Below are 22,775 nucleotides of genomic sequence, written 5' to 3' on the forward strand. Positions count from 1 at the left end.
GATGCAGGGCATGGGGATGATCCTGCGTCCCCGCGCGGGCGCCCCCGGTTATACAACCTCTTCGATAGGAGCTTTTCCCACATGGCAGACATCGCATTCGAGAAGGACCTCTCCGTCGCCGAGACCGGCATCGAGGGCCTCAAGGTCGTCGACCTCGCCGTCCACGGCGACTCGCGCGGCTGGTTCAAGGAGAACTGGCAGCGCGCCAAGATGACCGCCCTGGGCATCCCGGACCTCAGGGTCGTCCAGAACAACATCTCCTACAACGACAGCCGCGGCGTCACCCGCGGCATCCACGCCGAGCCCTGGGACAAGTTCATCTCCGTGGCCCGCGGCTCGGTCTTCGGCGCATGGGTGGACCTGCGCGAGGGAAGCGAGACCTACGGGAAGGTCTACACCTGCACCCTGGACCCGTCCAAGGCCATCTACGTCCCGCGCGGCGTGGGCAACTCCTTCCAGGCCCTGGAGGACGGCACCGCCTACACCTACCTGGTGGACGCCCACTGGTCGCTGGAGCTCAAGAGGACCTACACCTTCGTGAACCTCGCCGACCCGGAGCTCGCCATCGAGTGGTCCATCCCGCTTGCGGAGGCCACCGTATCCGAGGCCGACCTCAACCACCCGATGCTGAAGGACGTCGTCCCCATGGCACCGAAGCGCACCCTCGTCACCGGCTGCAACGGCCAGCTGGGCCATGCGGTGCGCGCGCTCGCCGAGGAGCGCGGCGTCGCCAAGGACTTCGACTTCTGCGACATCGACACCTTCGACATGTCCGACCCGGACGCCTACTCCAAGTACGACTGGTCGCTCTACGGCACCGTCATCAACTGCGGCGCCTACACGGCCGTGGATAAAGCCGAGACCCCCGAGGGCCGCGTTGTCGCCTGGAAGGCCAACGCGACCGGGCCGGCCCTGCTCGCCCGCACCTGCGCCGGGCACGGGATCACGCTCGTCCACATGTCCAGCGACTACGTCTTCGACGGCACCGCGGAGGTGCACACCGAGGACGAGCCCCTCAGCCCGCTGTCCGTCTACGGCCAGACCAAGGCAGCCGGCGACATCGCCGTGGCAGGGGGCCCCCGCCACTACATCATGCGCAGCTCCTGGGTCATCGGCGAGGGGCACAACTTCGTGAAGACCATGAAGGGGCTGTCCGACCGCGTCGCCGACCCCGAGGACGGGCTCGAGCGGGTCACCGTCGTGGACGACCAGCTGGGCCGCCTGACCTTCACGCGCGACATGACCGCCGCCATCTTCCACGTACTGGGGACGCACGCCCCCTACGGCACCTATAACTGCACCGGCTCCGGTGCCGTGAGGTCCTGGGCGGACATCGCCCGCGCCGTCTTCGAGGCCGCCAACGGCAACGGGGACAAGGTCGTGCCGGTTTCGACCGCGGACTACTACGCGAATGCCGAGGGCCCCATCGCCCCGCGCCCGGTCCACTCCGCACTCGACCTTTCCAAGCTCGAGTCGGTCGGGTTCCACATGTCCGACTGGGAGAAAGAGCTGGGGGAGTATGTTGGCTCGGATGGCGACAGCGTCGCTCAATCAACTATGGGGATAGAAGCCGTATGAGTGTCGAACTTTCCTCATTGTTTACGAATTCTGATGGCCATGGGATTGGCAAGAGCAATTTCGTACCTACAAAAACCTATAGCCTCTTTACCAATTTGCTGCTTTTCTTCATTTGCGGAAATGTGGCGCTTGATTTCTTTTCAGGATTATTCGGCATAAGCTCGTTTTCCCAAATTGTCCGAATGACTTTCTTTGCCTTGTTGTTATATATAGAACTTCGTCTTGACCCTAAAGGATTTTGTATACTGTTTCTTGCTTTAACGTCGATTGTAATTCAATCTGTGCTAATGCAGGCGTTTAGCCCAGAAGGCATGACAGCGTCTACATTACTTTATGACATAAGCATCGGTATTAAACTAATAATTTGTTTTGCAGTTTTCTTTGCTTCAAAAAGTTTGATTCGCTGCAATGCGTTGTCTATTAATCAAGTCAAAAAAGCAATATCTATCGCTGCAATTTATGTTCCGATTCTATATTTGGGATCGATTGCTTTGGGACTTGGGGCATCAAGCTATTGGGATGGCTCAGGCTATAAAAGCGTCTTTTCTTCTCTTAACAGCATCAATGTTTCTATGATTGTGCTTTTTGCTTATTCGGCTGATGCTGTATTTATACAGAAAAAGTCTCTTTGGATTATCCCAATGGGGTTAAATCTAATTTCATTATTATTGCTTGGCACAAAGGCGGGATATCTATTCGCCTTTTTCATAGTGATGTATTACTTATTAATTCCCCCTGAAACTAGGTTGAGAAATGCCGTGATCGGAATTCTCGTTTTTGCTGGCCTGCTATTCGCCTTCAATAACGTAACCTTTCTAAATGAAATGCTTGAAAAGGTATCTGTTCGTCAAACTTACCTTTTCGAGAATCGTTCATTAATTGACTACCTCACAAGTGGACGAACCTGGATGCTGGCTGAAGCAACCAATCTATTTATTGCAAGCAATAATCCTCTGGGTTTCTTAATCGGCAATGGGTACTATCGTTTTCACCATGATTTAGCTGTATCAAGTGGCTATTTATTAACTGCAAACGTTAGACCGATCGAATTTGATTGGGCTGATTTATTTTTTTCCTATGGGGCCTTTGCCTTTATCTGTGTATATGCCTTTTTGTTTAAACAGCTGCGTCTGTCTTGGCGAACAAGAAACGAAGGACATTTTCAATTTATAGCTTTACTTGGAATGCTTGCGTTTAGCTGTGTTGGTGGTCATGTCTTTTTTGAAGCAATTTCTTCAGTAACGTTGGGTTCCGTTTTGGCCTGCATCTATGAGGATAGTAATGGACGATAAATTTAAGATGATTCTTTCGGCTTGCACCGAAGATCGGAGCAATGTTATTGCCAAAGGTCAAAGTGCTTGGTCAAGACGCTGCGGTATCGACTTGCTCTTGAAAATGCTGCTTGTCTATATCAACTCGATTGGCTTGCGTCATGCACCAGAATCGACAATTTACGTTGATGAAATTAAGAATAACAACATGGTTTCTAATTTGCGAGATACTGCGGAGATCTGCGATGCTGAGAAAGCTACGTTCATTTGTCTCAATAGTTACTCGCCAAATAGACACATCAAAATGGGCGTGTTTTGGCCGATATTTAAAGCTGTGACCCTTGTTGTCCTTTCCCTGCCTCGTGTTCTTTCTTTTATCGGCAGCGAATGCACCGTAAATGATAGTTTAGCTAGGTTTTTAATTAAACGAATGGATAACTACGTTGCGCGTATAGGCTACCAGCATCCTTTTATTTTGATGACTGACCATCATTTTTATTCAACAGTCATAGCCATGAACGACCATGCAACATCCGCAGTTCTTCAGCATGGCCTAATTGGAGACGCTCGATTCTTTTCGCCTGTGCGTGCCACATATTTCTATGCCTGGAGCAAAAAGAGCGCTGTTCTTGTCAATTCAGAAAAAGCTGTCGACGCTGGTACTTATAAATTTTCAAAATTGATGAGACTGGAACCTAAGCATTATGTTGAGAGTTTTGCTGACGCAAAACGTGTCTTGCTCATTCTTTCCAGCTCGAAAACCTCTGAACAGATTTCTCATCGCATCGAACCTCTCCTTAATCTTCAGAATCGCTTCGGTTTCAAGCTGCTCATCAAAATGCATCCTGGCTCCCTGTTTTCATTAATGAACTGCGCGACGCCGTTTCGACGAGTGATGTTGAACTATATAAGGAAGAGAAAATTGAAGCAATTGATTTTGATTTCGCCTTTATTGAGCAGTCTACTGCTGCGCTAGACGTCGCTTGTCTTGGAACCCCCTACATTGTTATTGACGAGTCTCTTGACAGCTATTTTTCCGAATACCAAGAAATGTTGCCTACCGCAAGTAATCCTGACGAGCTGCTGAGGTTGACGGTTGAATTTAGTTTGACCAAATATATGCCAGCCTATACGTCCTTCTTGGAACAAGAAATCGACAACGGTCAATGCCGCATCGATTCGCTTATTCATCGTTTGCAAAACGAATGTGGGTCAACATATGGAGGGCGGTATGGCAAGTAGTTCTTCGAATAAGTCTGGAAAAGCAAATACATTCCTTTGGAGTTTCCTTGAACAAGGTGGCTCTAAGGCTATTCAACTTTTCGTTCAAATTATTCTTGCTCGATTGCTATCCCCTGAGGCCTTCGGTATTTTGGCAATATTGTTGGTGGTTACTCAAATCACCGATTCTATTGCCCAAAGCGGTCTAGGGATGGCACTTATTCAAAAGAGCGATGCCGACGATCGTTCTTATTCCACCGCTTGGTGGCTGAGTCTCGGATTGGCAGCCGCTCTATATATCGTGGTGTACTTTACGTCGCCGACAATCTCTGTCTTCTATAATATGCCAGATCTCGTGGTTTATCTTCGAGTGCTCGGTGTAATAGTCTTTTTCAACTCGGCAAACTCTATTCAGCGTTCCTACCTCCAACGAAACATGAATTTTAGGTGCATTTTCGCCGCCACGACAATAGCCGCGCTCATTTCGGGCTTCGGAGGCGTGGTGCTCGCTTTCTTTGGGTTTGGCGTTTGGTCTCTAGTCTTACAGTCTTTGCTTCAAAGCATTTTCATTTGTATTGTCATGTGGCTGCAAATCAGCTGGAAACCTGCATTTACGTTCGATGTCGCTCAGGCGTGGTCGTTATTTAGTTATGGCTGGAAGATCTGCATTACGGGAATTCTGAATGTTATCTACTCCGGCATCTCGGAGTTGATAATCGGTCGTGCCTGTTCAACCAGCGAACTCGGGCTGTACAGCCAAGGCCGTAAGTATCCCACTGCAGCAATTGGGGTGATGAGCAATTCCATCGCCAACGTATTATTTCCAATGTTTTCAGCAATTAAAGGAGATTCTGAGGCACTTCGTGGCGCCATACGTCGCGGGCTCACGCTCGGTACGTTTCTCGTCGCCCCCATATCTTTGCTGGCTGCCGTAGTTGCCAAGCCACTAGTTGCCATTCTCTTGACAGAAAAATGGCTCGCTTGTGTTCCAATCTTTCAGCTGACGTGCATCTCTAATGCCATTTTGATGATTCAGCTTGTAAACCTCCGAGCGTACATGGCTCTGGGAGATAGCTCTCTTTATATGCGTCTCCAAATTATTAAAGTTTTGGGCGGAGGAGCCATCATATGGATCACCGCCGCCCTCACCCACGATATTTACCATACGGCTTGGGCAAATTTCATCGTTGGAGTTATCTCGATCGTCTTCGTCGACGCTACACCTGCAAAGCGCCTTCATGGCTATTCGTCTTTGAACCAGGTCAAGGACGTTCTGCCAATCTTATTCCTCTCTCTCGTTGCCGCTGCGGCATCGCTCGCTGTTCAGCTTCTGGGGTTGGGCTGCGTTCCCGAATTGTTTCTGCAGGGCATCCTTTTCGCTTCTGTCTACCTGGGAGGAGCAAAGCTCTTCAAGTTCAGTGAATTATCCGAGGCAGCATCACTCTTGCGCGGGTTTATTTCAAGGAGAAGCTGAAGCTCAACTCTTTATTAGGTTACTTATCAATTCGAATACGATAGAAAGGGATCAATCCAATGTCGACATTCAACGGGTCAACTTTAATGATTACGGGAGGAACGGGATCCTTCGGCAATACCGTCCTCAAGCATTTCCTGACCTCCGATGTGGGGGAAATTCGTATTTTCTCCCGCGACGAGAAGAAGCAGGATGATATGCGTCACGAGCTTCAGGCTCGATATCCTGACCATTTCGCTAAGGTGAAATTCCACATTGGCGATGTACGTAACATTCAATCCGTGCGCGATGCCATGCATGGCGTGGACTATATCTTCCATGCAGCAGCCCTTAAGCAAGTTCCTTCTTGCGAGTTTTTCCCGATGGAGGCTGTCCGCACCAACATCATGGGCACGGATAACGTCCTTCACGCTGCATCGGATGCAGGTGTTAAGCGAGTCGTTTGTCTCTCCACTGATAAAGCCGCGTATCCCATTAACGCTATGGGAAAGTCCAAAGCACTTATGGAAAGCGTGATCTTCGCCAATGCTCGTAGAGCTGCAGAAAAAGGCGATACGGTGGTGTGCTGTACTCGTTACGGTAACGTTATGTGCTCTCGCGGTTCTGTTATCCCACTCTTTATTGAGCAGATTCACGCTGGTAAACCCATCACCATTACGGATCCCAGCATGACACGATTCCTGATGAACCTTGATGAGGCAGTTGACCTTGTTAAGTTCGCATTCGAGCACGCCAACCCGGGTGACCTTTTCATTCAGAAGGCAGACGCAAGCACCATTGGCGATCTTGCGAAGGCCGTTCAGCAGCTGTTTGGCGATACGGGTACAACTATCATCGGCCCGCGCCACGGAGAAAAACTGTTTGAGACGCTCATGACTCGCGAGGAGCGCCTGCGTGCCGAAGATATGGGCGGTTATTATCGCGTGGCAGCCGATATCCGTGGTCTGAACTATGACAACAAGCAGGCCACCGGAGAGGTGAGAACCATGACCGACGAGGCCTATACGTCCCACAATACCAACCGACTGGATGTTGAGGGCACTGTAAAGAAAATCATGACTGCTGAGTATGTACGCGAAGAGCTTAATGGTATCCGCCACATCTAAAGGAGGGCAAGATGATTTATAGGTTCCCGTTGCGTGACGTCAAAGACATGCTGCTCAATCAAATCGGTAACAACTTTTTTAAGTCAATTGATGATGAGCGCCTGATTACCAAGCATATGGAGCGAACGCTCGAGAGGCTGGAGCGCAATATCTCTGCTAATGAAAATAAGTACTACTGGAGACTTAATGCGGCGGGGGAGCGTGAGGCATACTTCGATCCTCTGCATACTTGCCATTGGATGCTGTTTCTGTACCTGACGGCTAACACTATTTTCCGAGAGGAAAAAGACAATCCCACTGCAGCACGTATTGTTTGCGACAAGATCTACGGTCAAATGAAGACGGTTTCGGGTTGCGACTTGTATTACGAAGTTGAACTGCCTGAGACTTTCACCTTCGATCATCCGACCGGCTCCTTCATGGGCCGAGCAACCTACGGAGAGGGCTTCTCGTTTACTCAGGGGTGTACGGTCGGCAATATTAACGAAGTCTACCCGGTCATCGGCCGTGACGTGCAAATGTGTACCGGTAGCAAGGTGTTGGGCAATTCTCACATCGGTGACGGCTGCCTGATTGGAGAAGGTGCCGTCGTAAGGGATGAGGATGTGCCTGCCGGATCAGTTGTCTACGGCAAAACTCCGAATCTGAAGATTATGCCCAGGAACTAATAGTACTGTTCAACAGGAGGTTTGACATGAAGGAACTCGCAATAAACGGCGGCAAACCCACTAGTCTCAAGGTTTTGGGCTATGGACACCAGGATATCAACGAGGACGACATTAAGGCAGTGGAAGATTGCCTGCGCGGTGACTATCTGACCTGCGGTCCCGCGACCGAAGCCTTCGAAGAGTCCATTAAGGCTGCCACAGGGGCTAAATTTGTAACTGCCGTGGCTAACGGCACTGCGGCTCTGCACGTAGCATGTCTTGCCGCAGGCATTAAACCCGGTGATGAAGTGATAGTATCTCCTATCACTTTTGCCGCATCGGCTAACTGCGTGCGCTACTGTGGTGCTACGCCTGTGTTTGCGGATATTGATCCGAAGACCTGGAATATCGATCCAGCTTCAATCCGTGAGAAGCTTTCCGCCAAAACGAAAGCAATTGTGGCTGTTGACTTTGGCGGTGTTCACGTTGCTTCTGATGAGATTCGCAAGATTTGCGATGAGAACGGTCTGACCTTCATTGAGGACGCAGCCCATGCAATGGGCACGTTCCACAATGGCCGCGCAGTGGGTGCTATCGCTGATATCACTACTTTTAGCTTCCATCCGGTGAAGACCATCACTACTGGTGAAGGCGGCGCCGTAGCAACGAATGATCCCGAGCTGGGTAAGATGATCGAGCTTTACGCCAAACACGGCATTACGCGCAACCACGATATGATGCGCGAGACGGACCAGGGCGGTTGGTACTATGAGCAGCTAGTCTTGGGCTACAACTACCGCATTAGTGACATTGAGGCATCTCTTGGCGTAAGCCAGATGAAGCGACTAGACCAGTTCGGCTCTCGCCGTAAGGAGCTCGTTGCCTTCTATAACGAGCAGTTCTCCAAGATCCCGGAGGTGCAGTTCCAAATGGATGCCTCTCCTGAAGATACCGTGCGCCACCTCTATTGCCTAAAGTTTGACACGGAAGCACTTGGCGTAAACCGTCGTTGGATCTTCGATGCTTTGCGTGCTGAGAACTTGGGTGTCAATGTTCACTACCTGCCTGTTTACCTATTACCATACTACAAGGACCTGGGACACGGCCGCGGCGACTGTCCTAATGCCGAGGATTACTATGATCACTGTGTAACGCTTCCGCTGCACTGCGGACTCTCCAATGAGGATGCGCAACTCGTTGTTGACGCGGTTACCAAGGTCGTTGAGTGGTGCCGTGCCAATAGGGGTGCGAAATAATGCCCTCTAGTGTTTGCATCATTACTGCCCGCGGTGGCTCGAAGCGAATACCGCGCAAGAATGTCCGCGATTTCTGTGGCAAGCCCATGCTGGCGTACTCGGTCGAGACTGCGGTTACGAGCGGCATCTTCGACGTCGTGATGGTCTCGACCGACGACGACGAGATTGCCGACGTGGCTAGGAAATACGGGGCCGAGGTTCCCTTCATGCGCAGCGAGGCTACGAGCAACGACTACGCCACGACGGCGGATGTGTTGCGCGAAATACTCTCCGAGTACGCCAAACGCGGCATCGAGTTTGATAGAATGTGTTGCTTGTACCCGACGGCACCCTTCGTCCAGGTCTCCGAGCTCATGGAGGCCTCCGAGATGATTGAAGCGGGGGCCTCATCCGTAATCCCTGTTACCTCATTCGATTTCCCGCCTCTGCGCGGCTTCAGGGTGGGTGAGGACGGCTCGCTCGAGTACGCCTTCCCCGAGTACGCACAGACCCGCAGCCAGGACCTCCCCGAGATGGTTCACGACTGCGGGAGGTTTTACTTCGCGAAGGTCGCGTCTTACTACGAGACCGGCAGCTTCATCACCAATAATACGAGATTTCTGCGCATACCCAGCAGGCTCGTACAGGACATCGACACTCCCGAGGATTGGGAGCTGGCCGAGCAGAAATATCGAGCCATGACCCAGGAGGACTAGACAATGAGACTATTCGAGACCATAAAGCGCGGCGACGTCTACTTCATTGCTGAGATGAGCGGCAACCACGGCGGGAGCGTCGACAAGGCAATGGAAATCGTCCGCTCCGCCGCTGAGGCAGGCGCGGATTGTCTGAAGCTTCAAACCTACACCGCCGACACTATTACCATTGACTGCGACTCGCCCGACTTCCAGACGACGCCTGGCGGGCTGTGGGAGGGTAGGACGCTCTACGACCTCTATGAGGAGGCGCACACCCCCTGGGAATGGCAGGCCGAGATTAAAGAGGAGTGCGAACGCTTAGGCATGGACTTCCTGTCCTCCGTCTTCGATCCGACCTCCGTTGACTTCCTCGAGTCCATCGGCTGCGAGATGTACAAGATTGCTTCGCCTGAGCTAGTCGACGTGCCACTTATCCGTTACACCGCCTCAAAGGGCAAGCCTATGGTCATTTCCTGCGGGATGGGTACCGCGGACGAAATCGCCGTCGCCGTTAACGCCTGCCGCTCTGTAGGCAACGACCGCATCGTGCTGCTGAAGTGCACGAGCGAGTACCCCGCCGTCTACGAGGACATGAACATTGCCACCATGACCGACATGCGCGACCGGTTCGGGTGCGCCGTTGGCCTTTCTGATCACTCCATGGGCTGGGGTGTCGACGTGGCTGCGGCCACGCTGGGAGCGAGCGTCATAGAGAAGCACTACTGCATCTCCCGCGAGCAGAAAACTGTGGACTCGGAGTTCTCAATGGAGCCCGCCGAGTTCAAGGCGATGATCCGCGACGTTCGACGCGCGAAGGCATCCATCGGCCATGTCACCTACGAGCGCACTGAGAAGGAGGAGAAGGGCCTTCCCGGCCGTCGCTCCCTCTACGCGGTGAAGGACATCGCGCGCGGCGAGGCTTTCACCAACGAGAACGTGCGGAGCATCAGACCTGCCTATGGAGTGGCACCCAAGCACCTGGACGCGCTTCTCGGCCACGCAGCGCAGCGCGACATTAAGTTCGGAGAGCCCATCATCCAGGCCGATCTGGAGAGCTTGTAGCGGGCGAGCTGAGGGAAAGGAGAACGGTTTGACCAAGAAATGTCTTGTCATAGGTGCCTCGAGCTTCATTGGTGCCTATGTCGTGGATGCACTACTCGACGCTGGTTACGAAGTAGTCGGCACGGGCAGGAACCGGCGATTCACGGACCACTACCGAAAGCTTGGCGTCGAGTACATACCCCTCGACCTCGATGACCCATCTGGCATCGGTGCCCTCCCCACCGACTTCGATTTCGTCGCCCATCTGGCGGGAAGGCTGCCAGCAAACTCGGCCTTCGACCTTTCCACTGAGGACGACGCCGCTGAATATATCAGGACGAACGTCCTGGGGACCGCCTTGCTCCTCGAGTGGGCGCGCAAGAACGGCGTGCGCCGGATCGTTTCCACCACTTCCTACGCAGACGTCCAGAACAGCTGGAGCGCTTCGGAGCCCGTGCGCGAGGACTGGCCGCGGAACTTTAGGCTGGACGGCGACCACGCCGCCTACGTTATCTCGAAGAATGCCTCCGCGGACCTGCTTTTCTACTACAACGAGCAGTACGGCATGAGAAACTGTGTCTTCAGGCTCCCCCCAGTTTACGGCTGTGGTCCTCACGGCTCGCTCAGGGTCAACGGCGCTGTCAAGAAGTCGGGCATTGGCCTTTTCGTTGACAAGGCGAAGGTAGGCGAGGACATAACCGTATTCGGCGATGCTGACGCGGCGGTCAGAGATATCGTCTACGTCAAGGATGTCGCGCAAGCATTTATAAAAGCGGGAGAAAGCGAGTCAGCCTCTGGCCTATACAACATCGGCTCGGGGCGCGCGGTTTCCCTCCGCGAGCAGGCTGAGGCGATAGCCGACGTCTTTTCGGGAGCCGCTGGCACCTCCGAGGTCTGCGTCGACGAAACCAGGCCGAACGGCATCCAGCCTTACTCGTTCGACATCTCCCGCGCGGCGTGCGATTTCGGCTATGCTCCTGCTTTTGCCGATTTCCGCGATTTGATGGCAGACTGGAAGGTTGAGGAGGAGAGAGGCGTGATGCCCACGCTGTTTGATGCTACCCATAAACCGAGCGGGGGTCTCCTAGACTAGGGGTCGCACCGGGCACCCTCTCTTTTAATCCTCGTGCTTAGAAAAAGCGGCGGGATGCATATGGAATGCTACATCCAGCTCCCCTTCGGCAGAGTTTCGCTCTGGCGATTTGTCTCCTATGACGTCGCGAGGACCTATGATTGGGTTTCGGACCTCTGGTATACGGGCGATTTTACTGGGTCTGCAGTGCCGAATCCTGGGGCGCACCGCAGGTATTTCGAGAACGACTTGGTGGATCACAGACAGGTTTCCTTCGCGGTTTGCGTTGGCGAGTTCTTTATCGGCAGCGCCGTCCTTAAGTACTTCGAAGGCGATTCCTGTGAGTGCTTGTATTACATTGTGAATGAGTTACAGCGTGGCAAGGGCTACGCCAAGGAGATCGTTAACCTTCTCTGCCGCGTAGCGTTCTCTATCGAGGGCGTGGTTCGCATTAAAGCCAGCGTACTTAAATCGAACCCCAAAAGCTCGAAGGCTCTTCTTTCGAACGGATTCAACGAACGCGGGAAGTTCGTCGACGAGAAGAGGGTTTCATAATGTATGAGAAACGAAATTGGTAAGATGAAAATGGTGAACACTTCACGAAGGAAAGTCTTAATACGCACTGACGCCAACGCGGTGATTGCGGGAGGCCACGTCATGCGTTGCCTTTCCGTGGCCGACGCACTCGCGGGCCTTGGCGCTGATGTCTCATTCGTCCTTTCGGATGGCAACTCCGTCCAGCTCATAGAGTCCCGGGGCTTCGCAACGTCCGTTCTCGGGTCCAACTGGAGAGATATCGGAGATGGGGCCGATGAGCTTTGTCGTCTCTGCGACGACGCCGAACTTCCAATCGTCCTTGTTGACACCTACTCGGTGTCTAGGGAATTCGTCGACTGCCTCGCTCAGCACGCCAAGGTATGCTATCTCGGCAGCAAAGACGGAGATCTCGGCAAACTTTCCCTTATCATTAATTACTCGACTTGTATCGATGAGGCATTCTATGAGGAAACATATGGTGATCGTGGGACGAAACTCCTTTTCGGTCCCAAATACGCACCGCTTAGACCATGCTTCGCCAGTGCATATCGTGAATGCAGCGCCGAGATTGAACACGTTCTCGTGACTACGGGAAACACGGATCCTCAGGGCTTTCTCCCTACTTTCTTAGGTGTGGCTCTTTCCGATAAGCGTCTTTCCAACATCACCTTCACAGCGGTAGTAGGCAGAATGGTCTCTGACGATGTCGCTGCAAAGGTTGAGCTCATTGAATCGAGAAGCTCTAGGGTTAAGATGCTTCGCGCCGTCACTGATATGGCTGGGCTGATGGGTCAATGTGATGCCGCCGTCTCTGCAAATGGCACGACGGTGTACGAGCTTTTCGCTGCAGGTCTTCCCTCTGTAACTTTTGCGATGGTTGAGGAACAGGTGCAGAGCGCTGAGTCTCTCGCGAAACTAGGGGCTGTGGAATACTGCGGACTCATGGGCAACGAGCCGCACGCCACCGCAATTGAAAGCGTTAATCGGCTCGAGGATCTCGTCGCGTCTCATGACAGGGCCGTAGCCCTCGCGACTCGCGCACACGCTCTCGTAGACGGCTACGGCGCAAATAAGATAGCTAAGGAGATACTCTCGCTATGACAAACGTAGATCAACGCAGGACAGTAGTGATGCTCGGCGGAAGTAGGCTGCAGGTACCCGCCATCATGGCGGCACAGAGGCTTGGATTCCGCGTCGTATGTGCCGATTATGACCCCGATGCGGTGGGCTTTAAAGTCGCCGACGTCTCATCGCTTACGAGCACGCTCGACGTCGAAGCTGTGGAAGCACTCGCTCGCGAGGAACAGGCAGACTTCGTGATTACATCTACGAGTGACGCTCCCGTAAGGGTAGCGGCCGTCGTCTCCGAGAGGCTCGGGCTTCCCACCGGCATATCATCAACTGACGCAGTGTGCGCCACACAAAAGGATGCCATGCGGAGAAGGCTCGCCGATCACGGCGTGCCCATGCCCGAGTTCGAAGTGTGCAACAGCGCTGATGAGTTCGGACGCGCCCTGGAGCGCTTCGGTTACGACTGCATCGCGAAACCCGCGGACTCCGCCGCTAGCCGCGGCGTAAAGCTCATTACTCCCGAGGACCGCGCGACGTCAGCGACTGAGCTCTTCGACCTCTTCCGCAGCTTCTCCCGTAAGGGAACTGTAATGGTCGAGCAGCGAGTCACCGGTCGGGAGGTGAGTGTGGAAGGCATGACGGTTGATGGCAAGACGACCATTCTAACCATCACCGATAAGCTAACAACTGAGCCGCCCTTCTTTGTCGAGCTTGGCCATTCTGAGCCCTCAAGACTTCCAATCGAGGCTCAAGAAGCCATTCGCGAAGTTGCGAAAAAGACCATCGATGCCATCGGCATCGTGACTGGACCTTCGCATACGGAGATCATGCTCACCGACGAGGGTCCGAAGGTTATCGAGATGGCTGCACGACTTGGAGGCGATTTTATTACTTCCAAACTCGTACCACTGTCGACCGGTCTCGATTTTGTTGAGGGGACCGTGGCCGCAGCTCTTGGACTGCCGTTTGACTTTGAGGTAAAGGCGCATCGTGGGTCGGCAATTCGCTTTATCACTGCGGATCATGCTGGAACGATATCCTCCATTGATGTGGCGGATAATCTCTGCCACACTGAAGGCCTTGAGGAAATCGAGCTATACCTTAAGCCCGGAGATTCTATTGAGACGCCGCACTCAAGTAATGACCGAATCGGACATGTCGTATGCAGCGGCGATAACGCCGATGAAGCTGCGGCACGAGCTGAATGGGCACTTGGACAGATTAAGGTAAACCTGAGCTAGCGCATTTTGGAATTGGTGTTAGGAAAGTATTATGGATGTATCGATTATTGCGCCGTATATCGTTTCGATACTTGCCGCGATAATTTCCGGCTTCAGCTCTTATTTGGTAGCCCACAATAAATCCGCTTCGGAAATTCGAACGCTCAAGGAAGCAAATGAGCATGAAATCGAAAAGCTCATGAAACAGCACGAAGTTGATTTGGACAACTTAAAGGAGACCCATAAGCTTGAGATGGAGAAACTCGAAGCGGAGCATAGATATTCCCTCGAGCTGGCGAACTCCAACGCGCAGAATGAAATGACCAAGCAGCTGATGGGTTCCCTTGTCGGAAATTTGATGGCAGCACCACAAATGCAAGATCTCTTTGCAAGCGCGTTGGCTGATTCAATTAAGAAGGGTAAACAAGAGTAGCAACTAAAACGATAGGACATTTATCGTCTCAATAGTTAATGCTTGCATTTTTGAGGACGGACCGCTTTGTTACTAGCTAACAAAGCGGTCCGTCCTTATTTGTACAGCTTCCAAGATCGCAGAAGAACGACTGTATGACGTCGAGTTGTACCTTCGGGACGATGATGTCGTCCTGGTAACATACTCGGAAGATTCGAACGAGGACGGCGGACTCCATTTCCAAGGGTTTTGCTTTGACATTGGGGGTGTTCGAGATGTCGCCCAGCTCTACATTGACGCCCTTTACGAGCTCGATCGTTACGTATCGAGATTGAGGAACAAGGACTTCGAGTGAGGCGTTCGCCGTAATCTTGTGGTCGCTCTCGTCGAGGTTTATCCAGCTTTTGATTTCGCCCGATGAATTATCTTGCCGCTCACGCAGATTTGCCGATTCGGCGATTGGTGAGGGGTTATCAAGACGCCGCTTTGGGCATTGTTTATAGAATAAGGATGACAGCACGATTTCGAGGATGTTCGCGGGAGATACGAGGGGATTTTGTAATTCTCTTTTATAGCCTTTGCATCAGATTTAGAAACTGCTGGTTAATTCAGATTCGCGCAATCAGCGAGGTTAATTGGAGGTGTTCGTGGTCAAGAACTTCTTTGTCACTTGTGGAGTATGTGGATGCGTGCATCGTGTGCGCGTCCAGGCTGGATTTGTTAATGACTATCCGGTTAGATACTTGTGTCCGCAGTGCCGGAACCGCATCGACGGAGCGGTTCGCCTTGACCCGAGCTGCGCTTTGATTGATTTTAAGCTCGACCCTGGCACGGTTGCCTCCATGGGTGGAAATTTAGATTGCGCCCGAGTTATGGTGGAGTTATCTGGTGAGCTTCCGTCATATAAAATATCTGTAGAACATCGTGCCTGCATGACAAGCCCCTTTATCAGAGCCTCTGAGCTGATTCCATTTGATGAACTCAGCGAGTACGTGAGTAATATGGTTTATTGTCTTCATTATTACCGCGAAGACTGGCCTACCCTGAGGACCGCTCTTCAACTGTATTGCGATGGGCATGACGATTATGCGGATAAGGTTCTTTCGGAATTCGAGCGCAAACTGTTAGGCGAGGACAATCGACACTATTCCTTGCTGAGCCGAATCGCGAGAATGTCTTGGCTCGGTCTCCCCATGATTGCGGGAAGCGACGCGCATGAGCGCGCTGTTGAATGTGAAAAACTCGTTTCTTGTCTAGAGGCAGAGGCGCTTTCCGGCCTAGCAGGTTACTACCTCAAAACCGATATGACTGCCAAGTCGCTGCTTGCTGAAATCAACGAAGTTCTGGATTCCGTAGCCGGATCATTTCCGGTTCTCCTCAACGGTTTTACTTTTCTTATGGCGGGAGACGCCTATGACTTGGAAAAGTACGGTACGTTCTGCTGCACTCCTAGTGATATTGAGAAGCTTTATTGTCGGGAATATGAGCTTATTGGCAGCCTGCTTGTTCTGTTTATCGGGCTCGACAACATCGAATGTAACGGGGCGTTCGATGTCATGCCCAAAGGCGTAGATCTAGGTGCAAAGTCGTTCGACAAACTTTCTGTAGCCCCTAAGGCAAAGCGATTCAACGCTGTCGGTACGGGCTCATTTACTGGCCATATCAAGCAGTGTTGGAATCCGGTTCTGCGCAATGCATTTAGTCATAATCGGACGGATTTCGACTGCGCGACTCAAGTCATTCGCACTTTGCGTGAGGATGGGACCAACGATTCTCGAGGCAACATCTATTTGCTTGAAATGGTTCGCGATTGCATTTTGATGGCTCGGGAAATTATGGTATTTCGTGGTGTCTTATTCCATTTCATTGGAAGTGGGCTGTGGTAAGGATTGGACTTAACGCCGATGTGCATGCACGGCGTAAATCGTGGTGCACATGTGCGTCAATCATCGAGCTGTGGGTGTGAAAGCGATATGCCAGCGACGGTCATCTCTGGCCATCTCCGCGTTTGCACTCGCAAGGCAAGGATTAAGGTGCGCCGCCCTAATTGGCATTGGAGCGTCGACGACCGCGTCTATAAATTTTGATGAACAGTGATATGGACTCATTGTTATAGCTAGGAGCCAAACATGGAAGCACCCGCCGTTCTCTATCATTATGCAAGCCTAGATACGCTGGCCTTGATTCTGCATAATCGAACTATCAGGTTCAGCCGGTTAGATAAGGTTGACGACCCACAAGAACAGCGTTCAGCAGACTCTCAAAATCTTGGAAAAATGAAGCTCGTCAGTTGTTGGACCTCTTCTGATGAGGAAAGCATCCCCATGTGGCGCGAGTATGCTGGAGCTGAATGTGGAGTAAGAATCCAAATGAAGAGTCATCCGTTTAAGCGGTACTCTGTGTCTACCGAAAGCCTAAGTAAGCTATCTAGTGACGCAGTTTTGAATACTCCTGGTGGCAAGTTTGATGGACTTCAATTGCCGCTCGAAGACTTTTGGGATAAAAAATATCATTTTAAAGAAATGGCCCGAAGCGTTGAGATGCTTCATGAAGTCCAGTATACGAACGATAAGTCGCTTCTGTTTCCAAAGTTGATCCGTAACTTCGAAAACGGCTGGATAGAAGCCGATTTAAACACACTTGGGATTCACAAAGCTACTGCCTGGTCATACCAAAACGAATGGCGATATGTTTTGACGGCAGTTCCTGTGGGCATCGCCTCTGTAATCAAGGGTGATGTTGAAGCAGTTAAGAGGGCCACTGAGGTCATACTTGATAGATGCGATCCCGAAATTCCTTCCTTTTACGATTTGATTATCTCAGACGAAGCATTTTCTTCGATGAAGATCGTCGCTTCCCCAAAGATGACGCCGGGGAACCGATTAATTCTGGATGAATTAGTGCAGAAATACGCACCTGGCATTGATGTTGCAGAAAGCTCGATTGAGTTGGTTTAAATAGGCAGCAATATGATGCCGGAGGTTCCCATGTGTTGTCTGCGAATTCATGGTGGGGGAGCCGATACTCTTCTAATCCAATGCGCAAATAATCAGATCGCACTTTTGGACAGCTCTAGAAGTTCTTACTGATAACTGCATATCCGCAATAAGGGAAGGGCTGACAAGTGGCTGCCGATATGCCCCTTCTTATTAAAGCCAATTTGCTACTTATTAAGGGTCTAAATAATTACTGCCCACCCGAACTTATCGTCCTTGACTATTAAACATGGTTATACTGCAAGGAGTATTCTTGTTTGTTCTTTTGGAGCTCGGCATATGCAATTTAATTATTCCGCGCTTGATAGCTATGAGTTTGAGTTGCTCAGTCGTGATGTCGCCGAAAAGCTTATGCATATTAAGCTGTCCTGCTATACCGAGGGCAGGGATGGCGGGATAGATGCCTCCGATTTTTATTTCTGTGGTTCTCATGCCTGTCCATCGGTTGTCGTTCAAGCCAAGCATTGTACTCAGCATGTGCGTTATTCCAGGCTTGAATCAACTTTATTAGCTTTGATTAAACAGCTAGACTCTCGCGATAATCTTCCCTCCAGATGTTTAATACTTACTGTGGCCTCTGGCGTTACGAGAGAATTCCAACAGCGATTGTTTTCTAAGGCGGAAGCTCTCGGTGTTCAAGATTTCAAACTACTGGATTCCGTTAAGCTTGACCAGCTCCTTTCTGATGAGTCTAATTCAGATATTCTGCGTAATCATTTTAAGCTATGGATTGCTGGGGCCAATGTGCTGCAAAACCTGTACAACAGGTCATTCTTTGTAGGCTGTGATTTGTATCTTGCTAATATCGATGAACGCAAATCCTTATTTGTCCAAACCGCTCTATTTAACAGGGCGGTCAATATTCTCGAATCAAACCCCTGTCTAATCATCACCGGCGATCCGGGTACGGGCAAAACCACACTTACACAAATGCTCGCCCTTCAAATGTCCGCAGCTGGTTATCGCGTTCTCTATTCTTCATGCTATGAATTGGAGGGCGTAATTAGCGCATCTTCGCCCGATTCCAACCTACCGGAACTTATTGTACTAGATGATTTCCTTGGACAGAATTTTCTTGATGTCGATTCAAAGTTGCTGCGCCTGATTAGCAGCTTACTTTTTATGGTTAAGAAATCTGACAAGCGAAAGATAATTCTCAATTCACGCATTTCCATTCTCAACGAAGCTGGTAGGAAGGACGATTCTTTTCATCGTTTGATTCGCAAACTTGATGATCAGCTTGTTTTAATAGACACCAGTTCCATGGCCTTATTGGACAAAGCTCGAATACTTCTTTCTAACTTGCGATTCGAAAACGTACCGCAGCCGTACATAGAGGCGCTATCTAAAAAAGTCGATAAAGATAAAGCGGGCTGCGTTAAGATTTGTGAACACGCCAACTATAATCCTCGTGTGATTGAGTATTGTTCTCGCCCGGAATTTATTGAGCAATGTGATTTGAACAATTACTGTTCAGAGATTGTTTCACGTCTTAATAACCCTATTGATATCTGGAAAAACGAATTCGAAGAGCGTCTTGGTGAGGAAGAGAGAGTTCTTGCTTTTCAACTATTTTCGTTTGGAAAGAAATTCGTAAGCCTGTCACATCTAAAAACTGCCTTTAATTCTAGAATCAAACTATCTTATGGGATTGATTGTTCTATCGATTGCTTTGATCGTGCAATCAAGCGCCTTGAGTCGGCCGTAATCAAAACGGTTGTTATCGATGGTGAGCGGCATGTTGCAATGATTAACCCTTCTGTTAATGATTACTGTGCCGCCTTTCTTGCTGGAAATACCCTAGAGTCTACAGCGATAGTGGAATCAGCAATATATGCCGATCAGCTAGAAACCATTTTTAAGGTCAATACAGATAGGTCCGTTATCGACGCATTTAAATTCAGGGCCATTAAAGGCGAGGTTTTAACCCTTAAAGTTGATTGCCCTGGATCTTGGCTTCGTCTATGTCCGGAGCATTATGTTTGTTCTGTATTGCGACAGATTATTGGTCTTCTTATCGATAGTGATTTTGAATGGATTGGATCTCTTCTGAGTGAAATGCTCGATTCAGAAAACACTAAAGCCTGGGAATCTGTTTCGCTTTTGCTGGTTGGCTCAGGTCGGGGTGCTTTCTATAACAGCCCATACTATGCGGAATTGCTATGCTCCTTTTTGAACTTGAGTCATTTAGCGATAGGTACAAGCTATTTAACAGCCTATGACTTATTGGAAGACCTTGAAAGAGCTAAAAAGATACTGAATGTCTCCGATAAAGTTTCTGGACGTCTTTCACTTGCGCTTAAGGCGGAAGCGAATCGTTGGCTTAAAGAATATGTCATAGATTCCGTTGAGAGCTTTGGTAATGGTCGTGATTGGGAATCTGAATATCAACCTTCGATGTTCGACTGTTATATCGAGGATTGGGAAACGTTTGTAAAAAAGAAGATTCACGATGCGATGCTCAAGAATTTAAATCCATATTCGATACTTTATGGTTTTTGTGACGGTTTAGGTGAATTTCTAACGGAAGACATTTCGTTAGACCAGGTAGAGGAAGTAGTTAAAGATTGCGTTTCCGAATTTGTATGGGATTTGAATCTTGAGTATAAAGACGATAGGGAAGACCGCGTTGTCGACACTGCCGACGATTACCGATATGAAATGGCTCAATATCAAAATGATATAAGAGCTGTAGAGAAACTATTCATCGAATCATGTTGATTCGGTCTTGGGTTCTAGTCGGATAATCCAAGCATCTTTATAGAACGGTGCATGCTTCATGTAAGCTCTTGTTGTGAATAGTTGCATGGGCGAGCAGTGGCCGGTCCAAGGCGTGTGCTGTCTGACGACAAAGTCAAACAGCGACAACTTACGAGCGAGCTCCATCAAGGGCGTCATAAAGTGCGTTAAGGGCAAGGGCGTGCCCGTGGTGGTCTACGAGCCCACGCTGGACGCGCCGGAGTTCTTCGACTCCGAAGTGGCCCACGACCTGGAGGCCTTCAAGGCTGGCTGCGACGTGATTGTCGCCAACCGTTGGAGCGAAGAGCTCGCTGACGTGGCGGACAAGGTGTACACGATGGGTCTGTTTAAGCGGGATTAGGGGAGAGACCGCCTGCGCTAGGTAGGGCCTGACCTGCAGCGAAGTCACCTTAGCTGAGGACGGGGCGTATCGGCTAGCGCCGATACGCCCCGTCTTTCGTAGTTATCAGCAATTACAATAACGAATACCGAATGTGCGAGTTCAGCAAGATCAGCATGTAGGGAAGGCATTAGCTGCTAAATATATTGACTCAGCAAACACTTGATCTAGTGCTGCAAATCCAGGAATGACCGATTGGAGAACACGCAATGCAAGCAAAAGAAATCACCGAGGCAATTAAAAATACATGCAATGTGACACCATTGGCCTTCAAGCTGTAGTTCTGCATGGCGAATGGGGTTCGGGGAAGACGTATTATTGCGAGAACGATCTTAAAGCCGCTCTAAATGATATAGGCGTAAAGACATGTCGCGTGTCGCTATTTGGCGTTTCCGGCTATGATGAGATCTGCAATAGAGTTCTGGCTTCACGACTCCATATTTACGAAAACGCAAAAGATCGCGTTGGCACCGCGATGAACGTTTTTAAGAAAAGTGCAATTGAAGCCGGCACCTCAGCATTAAATAGCAAAATTGCAGATTTAGGAATTCAGATATCAGTAAATTCCGACTTGATGCTGTCTTTAATCGACATGACGAAAGTTCTCGTAATATTGGACGATTGCGAACGCAGTAGCTTCGCCCATGATGACCGTTCATTTCTTGGGTTCGTTAACAATATGGTCGAAAACCATGGCTGGCATGTGATGCTCGTTAGGAATCAGCCCCTGTCTTTTGAGGATGACTGTTCTGTTGAAAAGGCGGTTATACGCCAAATCGAATATGAGCCAGACCTACAGGCGCTTTACCGAGTCATGGTAAAGGACAAGCTGCGCATTCCCAAACATATCGACTTCGAAGTCATGGATGCTATTGCTGAAGGACTGAAGGGATCCCTTGTCAATATAAGGGCTCTATTAAGATCAATTCCGTCTATTAACTGCGCATTAAATACGTCGGTTCTTTTCGATGAAAATATCGATTTTCATGGAAGAGTAAAAGCGTTCTCAGATTTTGTTGGCTATACAGTTCAAGCATCAGCAGGAATAGTTCCTGATGAGCCTAAAGACGCGAAAAAATCAATGAGCATTTTCAATGCGTCTGAACTTCAGGAATATGACAACTATCTTACTTTATCAAGGGCCCTTGCCCCTTTAGCTGAAGGGAAGGATATAAACCCAGAAACTGTTAAGAGTTCATTCAAAAAAATTTGTGCTGAAGAAAAACCCCAATTCAGCTGCAGACGTCGAGGCCCAAGAAATGGAATACCATTGGAGCGCTTTGCACTGCTTGGAAGACAGTGAGGTTGAATTGCTGGCGAACAAACTTAAAAACATGCTAGCTAAGGGGCAGTATTCTCAAGAATGGTTCTATAAGATCATTGGGTTTTCACTTGATCTTATTAATCTTGGGTTCTGGGATGAATCATATCGCGAGAAGCTTCTCGATTCGCTTCGGCTCGCCGCAAATCACGACCCCAAGTGCGACGCTGCTGCTTTGAGGCAAGAACGGGATAATTTTAATGATTTTTATGGTACAGATGCCAATCTCATAATGGACAAACTTATAACTGAGGTTGAACAAGATGAAAGGGAGCGAGATTTAAATCGCATCAGTTTTGAGTTTTCTATAGTTGACCAGAACACAGGTAAAACAATCTCCGCGTTTTTTGAAGAAGTCATTAAATCCGAGCACCAAAATAGAATACTGAATGTACCAGCTGAAACTGTGGCCATGTCAACCTATGTAGGAACCGCCGACTCACAAAATTCTCTGCATTCATTTTTTCATACCGGCATGAAGAGATATAGAGACAAGCATAGCCTGAATGAAGCCGTTGGATGGTTAAAAAAGATTGACGCGCAACTTGTCAAAATGGGGTCCAAATCTCGCATGGGCGGACTGAGAACTAAATGGATTCGCAATGACATCAAGGAGGCAATCGAAACGTTGAGCGAAAGGGCGCAGTGCGCATCAACTGAATCTGATGCCGTTATGTGATTACGCCTAGTTGCTCAACGCCTTGCTGATGCCATGCGCTTGTTCAACATATGAGAA

20 protein-coding genes are annotated in these 22,775 nt (G+C 50.0%); all 20 read left to right on the top strand.

Going from position 1 to position 22,775, the window contains the following annotated elements; genetic code table 11:
• Window positions 1–81: 81 nt before the first annotated feature.
• The 20 genes from DXB53_RS02225 to DXB53_RS02320 all read left to right on the top strand — a co-directional run bounded on the left by DXB53_RS02225 (window position 82) and on the right by DXB53_RS02320 (window position 22,718).
• Window positions 82–1,578 carry a sugar nucleotide-binding protein gene (locus DXB53_RS02225; RefSeq protein WP_117583135.1) on the top strand — a complete coding sequence of 499 codons (1,497 nt, stop codon included), beginning with the start codon at window positions 82–84 and terminating at the stop codon, window positions 1,576–1,578.
• Window positions 1,575–2,870, top strand: a complete 1,296-nt coding sequence (locus DXB53_RS09865) for a hypothetical protein (protein ID WP_147330889.1) — start codon at window positions 1,575–1,577, stop codon at window positions 2,868–2,870. Before DXB53_RS02225 ends, DXB53_RS09865 begins: the two co-directional genes overlap by 4 nt.
• Complete coding sequence (locus DXB53_RS02230) at window positions 2,860–3,825, top strand: hypothetical protein (protein ID WP_117583136.1); 966 nt, start codon at window positions 2,860–2,862, stop codon at window positions 3,823–3,825. Before DXB53_RS09865 ends, DXB53_RS02230 begins: the two co-directional genes overlap by 11 nt.
• Window positions 3,826–4,080: 255 nt before the next feature.
• The gene (locus DXB53_RS02235; protein ID WP_158556479.1) at window positions 4,081–5,544 is read left to right on the top strand and encodes a lipopolysaccharide biosynthesis protein; all 1,464 of its coding nucleotides are present in this window, start codon (window positions 4,081–4,083) and stop codon (window positions 5,542–5,544) included.
• 59 nt (window positions 5,545–5,603) lie between these two features.
• Window positions 5,604–6,650 carry a polysaccharide biosynthesis protein gene (locus DXB53_RS02240; protein ID WP_117583138.1) on the top strand — a complete coding sequence of 349 codons (1,047 nt, stop codon included), beginning with the start codon at window positions 5,604–5,606 and terminating at the stop codon, window positions 6,648–6,650.
• 11 nt (window positions 6,651–6,661) lie between these two features.
• Window positions 6,662–7,318, top strand: coding sequence for a transferase (locus DXB53_RS02245; RefSeq protein WP_117583139.1), 657 nt, complete (start codon window positions 6,662–6,664; stop codon window positions 7,316–7,318).
• 26 nt (window positions 7,319–7,344) lie between these two features.
• Window positions 7,345–8,553 carry a UDP-4-amino-4,6-dideoxy-N-acetyl-beta-L-altrosamine transaminase gene (pseC, locus tag DXB53_RS02250; protein WP_117583140.1) on the top strand — a complete coding sequence of 403 codons (1,209 nt, stop codon included), beginning with the start codon at window positions 7,345–7,347 and terminating at the stop codon, window positions 8,551–8,553.
• Window positions 8,553–9,248, top strand: a complete 696-nt coding sequence (gene pseF / locus DXB53_RS02255; RefSeq protein WP_117583141.1) for a pseudaminic acid cytidylyltransferase — start codon at window positions 8,553–8,555, stop codon at window positions 9,246–9,248. The genes pseC and pseF overlap by 1 nt, the downstream gene beginning before the upstream one ends.
• Window positions 9,249–9,251: 3 nt before the next feature.
• On the top strand, window positions 9,252–10,292 hold the full coding sequence (pseI, locus tag DXB53_RS02260) for a pseudaminic acid synthase (RefSeq protein ID WP_117583142.1): 1,041 nt from the start codon (window positions 9,252–9,254) through the stop codon (window positions 10,290–10,292).
• A 28-nt stretch (window positions 10,293–10,320) separates the two neighbouring features.
• Window positions 10,321–11,364, top strand: a complete 1,044-nt coding sequence (locus tag DXB53_RS02265; RefSeq protein ID WP_199409665.1) for an NAD(P)-dependent oxidoreductase — start codon at window positions 10,321–10,323, stop codon at window positions 11,362–11,364.
• Window positions 11,365–11,424: 60 nt separating this feature from the next.
• Window positions 11,425–11,898 carry a GNAT family N-acetyltransferase gene (locus tag DXB53_RS02270; RefSeq protein ID WP_158551934.1) on the top strand — a complete coding sequence of 158 codons (474 nt, stop codon included), beginning with the start codon at window positions 11,425–11,427 and terminating at the stop codon, window positions 11,896–11,898.
• Between the two features lie 3 nt (window positions 11,899–11,901).
• Window positions 11,902–12,981, top strand: coding sequence for a PseG/SpsG family protein (locus tag DXB53_RS02275; RefSeq protein ID WP_199409666.1), 1,080 nt, complete (start codon window positions 11,902–11,904; stop codon window positions 12,979–12,981).
• Window positions 12,978–14,192: an ATP-grasp domain-containing protein gene (locus tag DXB53_RS02280; RefSeq protein WP_117583145.1), complete on the top strand. Its 1,215-nt coding sequence runs from the start codon at window positions 12,978–12,980 to the stop codon at window positions 14,190–14,192. The genes DXB53_RS02275 and DXB53_RS02280 overlap by 4 nt, the downstream gene beginning before the upstream one ends.
• A gap of 31 nt (window positions 14,193–14,223) precedes the next feature.
• Entirely contained in the window at window positions 14,224–14,604 is a 381-nt protein-coding gene (locus DXB53_RS02285; protein WP_117583146.1) for a hypothetical protein, read from the top strand.
• A gap of 626 nt (window positions 14,605–15,230) precedes the next feature.
• On the top strand, window positions 15,231–16,469 hold the full coding sequence (locus DXB53_RS02295) for a hypothetical protein (protein ID WP_147330890.1): 1,239 nt from the start codon (window positions 15,231–15,233) through the stop codon (window positions 16,467–16,469).
• A gap of 243 nt (window positions 16,470–16,712) precedes the next feature.
• On the top strand, window positions 16,713–17,540 hold the full coding sequence (locus DXB53_RS02300; RefSeq protein ID WP_117583149.1) for a DUF2971 domain-containing protein: 828 nt from the start codon (window positions 16,713–16,715) through the stop codon (window positions 17,538–17,540).
• Between the two features lie 318 nt (window positions 17,541–17,858).
• The gene (locus tag DXB53_RS02305; RefSeq protein ID WP_117583150.1) at window positions 17,859–20,300 is read left to right on the top strand and encodes an ATP-binding protein; all 2,442 of its coding nucleotides are present in this window, start codon (window positions 17,859–17,861) and stop codon (window positions 20,298–20,300) included.
• 73 nt (window positions 20,301–20,373) lie between these two features.
• Window positions 20,374–20,679, top strand: coding sequence for a UDP binding domain-containing protein (locus tag DXB53_RS02310; protein ID WP_199409667.1), 306 nt, complete (start codon window positions 20,374–20,376; stop codon window positions 20,677–20,679).
• A gap of 286 nt (window positions 20,680–20,965) precedes the next feature.
• Window positions 20,966–22,021 (top strand): hypothetical protein, encoded by a 1,056-nt coding sequence (locus DXB53_RS02315; RefSeq protein ID WP_117583151.1) that lies wholly within the window; start codon window positions 20,966–20,968, stop codon window positions 22,019–22,021.
• Window positions 22,008–22,718 (top strand): hypothetical protein, encoded by a 711-nt coding sequence (locus DXB53_RS02320; protein ID WP_117583152.1) that lies wholly within the window; start codon window positions 22,008–22,010, stop codon window positions 22,716–22,718. Before DXB53_RS02315 ends, DXB53_RS02320 begins: the two co-directional genes overlap by 14 nt.
• Window positions 22,719–22,775: the final 57 nt, after the last annotated feature.

Source organism: Collinsella sp. OM04-5 (assembly GCF_003439125.1).
GTDB lineage: Bacteria > Actinomycetota > Coriobacteriia > Coriobacteriales > Coriobacteriaceae > Collinsella.

Bases quoted from the DNA above. Each gene is read 5' to 3' on its own strand.
- DXB53_RS02225 (WP_117583135.1), top strand. From the start codon at position 82: ATGGCAGACATCGCATTCGAGAAGGACCTCTCCGTCGCCGAGACCGGC.
- DXB53_RS09865 (WP_147330889.1), top strand. From the start codon at position 1,575: ATGAGTGTCGAACTTTCCTCATTGTTTACGAATTCTGATGGCCATGGG.
- DXB53_RS02230 (WP_117583136.1), top strand. From the start codon at position 2,860: ATGGACGATAAATTTAAGATGATTCTTTCGGCTTGCACCGAAGATCGG.
- DXB53_RS02235 (WP_158556479.1), top strand. From the start codon at position 4,081: ATGGCAAGTAGTTCTTCGAATAAGTCTGGAAAAGCAAATACATTCCTT.
- DXB53_RS02240 (WP_117583138.1), top strand. From the start codon at position 5,604: ATGTCGACATTCAACGGGTCAACTTTAATGATTACGGGAGGAACGGGA.
- DXB53_RS02245 (WP_117583139.1), top strand. From the start codon at position 6,662: ATGATTTATAGGTTCCCGTTGCGTGACGTCAAAGACATGCTGCTCAAT.
- pseC (WP_117583140.1), top strand. From the start codon at position 7,345: ATGAAGGAACTCGCAATAAACGGCGGCAAACCCACTAGTCTCAAGGTT.
- pseF (WP_117583141.1), top strand. From the start codon at position 8,553: ATGCCCTCTAGTGTTTGCATCATTACTGCCCGCGGTGGCTCGAAGCGA.
- pseI (WP_117583142.1), top strand. From the start codon at position 9,252: ATGAGACTATTCGAGACCATAAAGCGCGGCGACGTCTACTTCATTGCT.
- DXB53_RS02270 (WP_158551934.1), top strand. From the start codon at position 11,425: ATGGAATGCTACATCCAGCTCCCCTTCGGCAGAGTTTCGCTCTGGCGA.
- DXB53_RS02275 (WP_199409666.1), top strand. From the start codon at position 11,902: ATGAGAAACGAAATTGGTAAGATGAAAATGGTGAACACTTCACGAAGG.
- DXB53_RS02280 (WP_117583145.1), top strand. From the start codon at position 12,978: ATGACAAACGTAGATCAACGCAGGACAGTAGTGATGCTCGGCGGAAGT.
- DXB53_RS02285 (WP_117583146.1), top strand. From the start codon at position 14,224: ATGGATGTATCGATTATTGCGCCGTATATCGTTTCGATACTTGCCGCG.
- DXB53_RS02300 (WP_117583149.1), top strand. From the start codon at position 16,713: ATGGAAGCACCCGCCGTTCTCTATCATTATGCAAGCCTAGATACGCTG.
- DXB53_RS02305 (WP_117583150.1), top strand. From the start codon at position 17,859: ATGCAATTTAATTATTCCGCGCTTGATAGCTATGAGTTTGAGTTGCTC.
- DXB53_RS02315 (WP_117583151.1), top strand. From the start codon at position 20,966: ATGCAATGTGACACCATTGGCCTTCAAGCTGTAGTTCTGCATGGCGAA.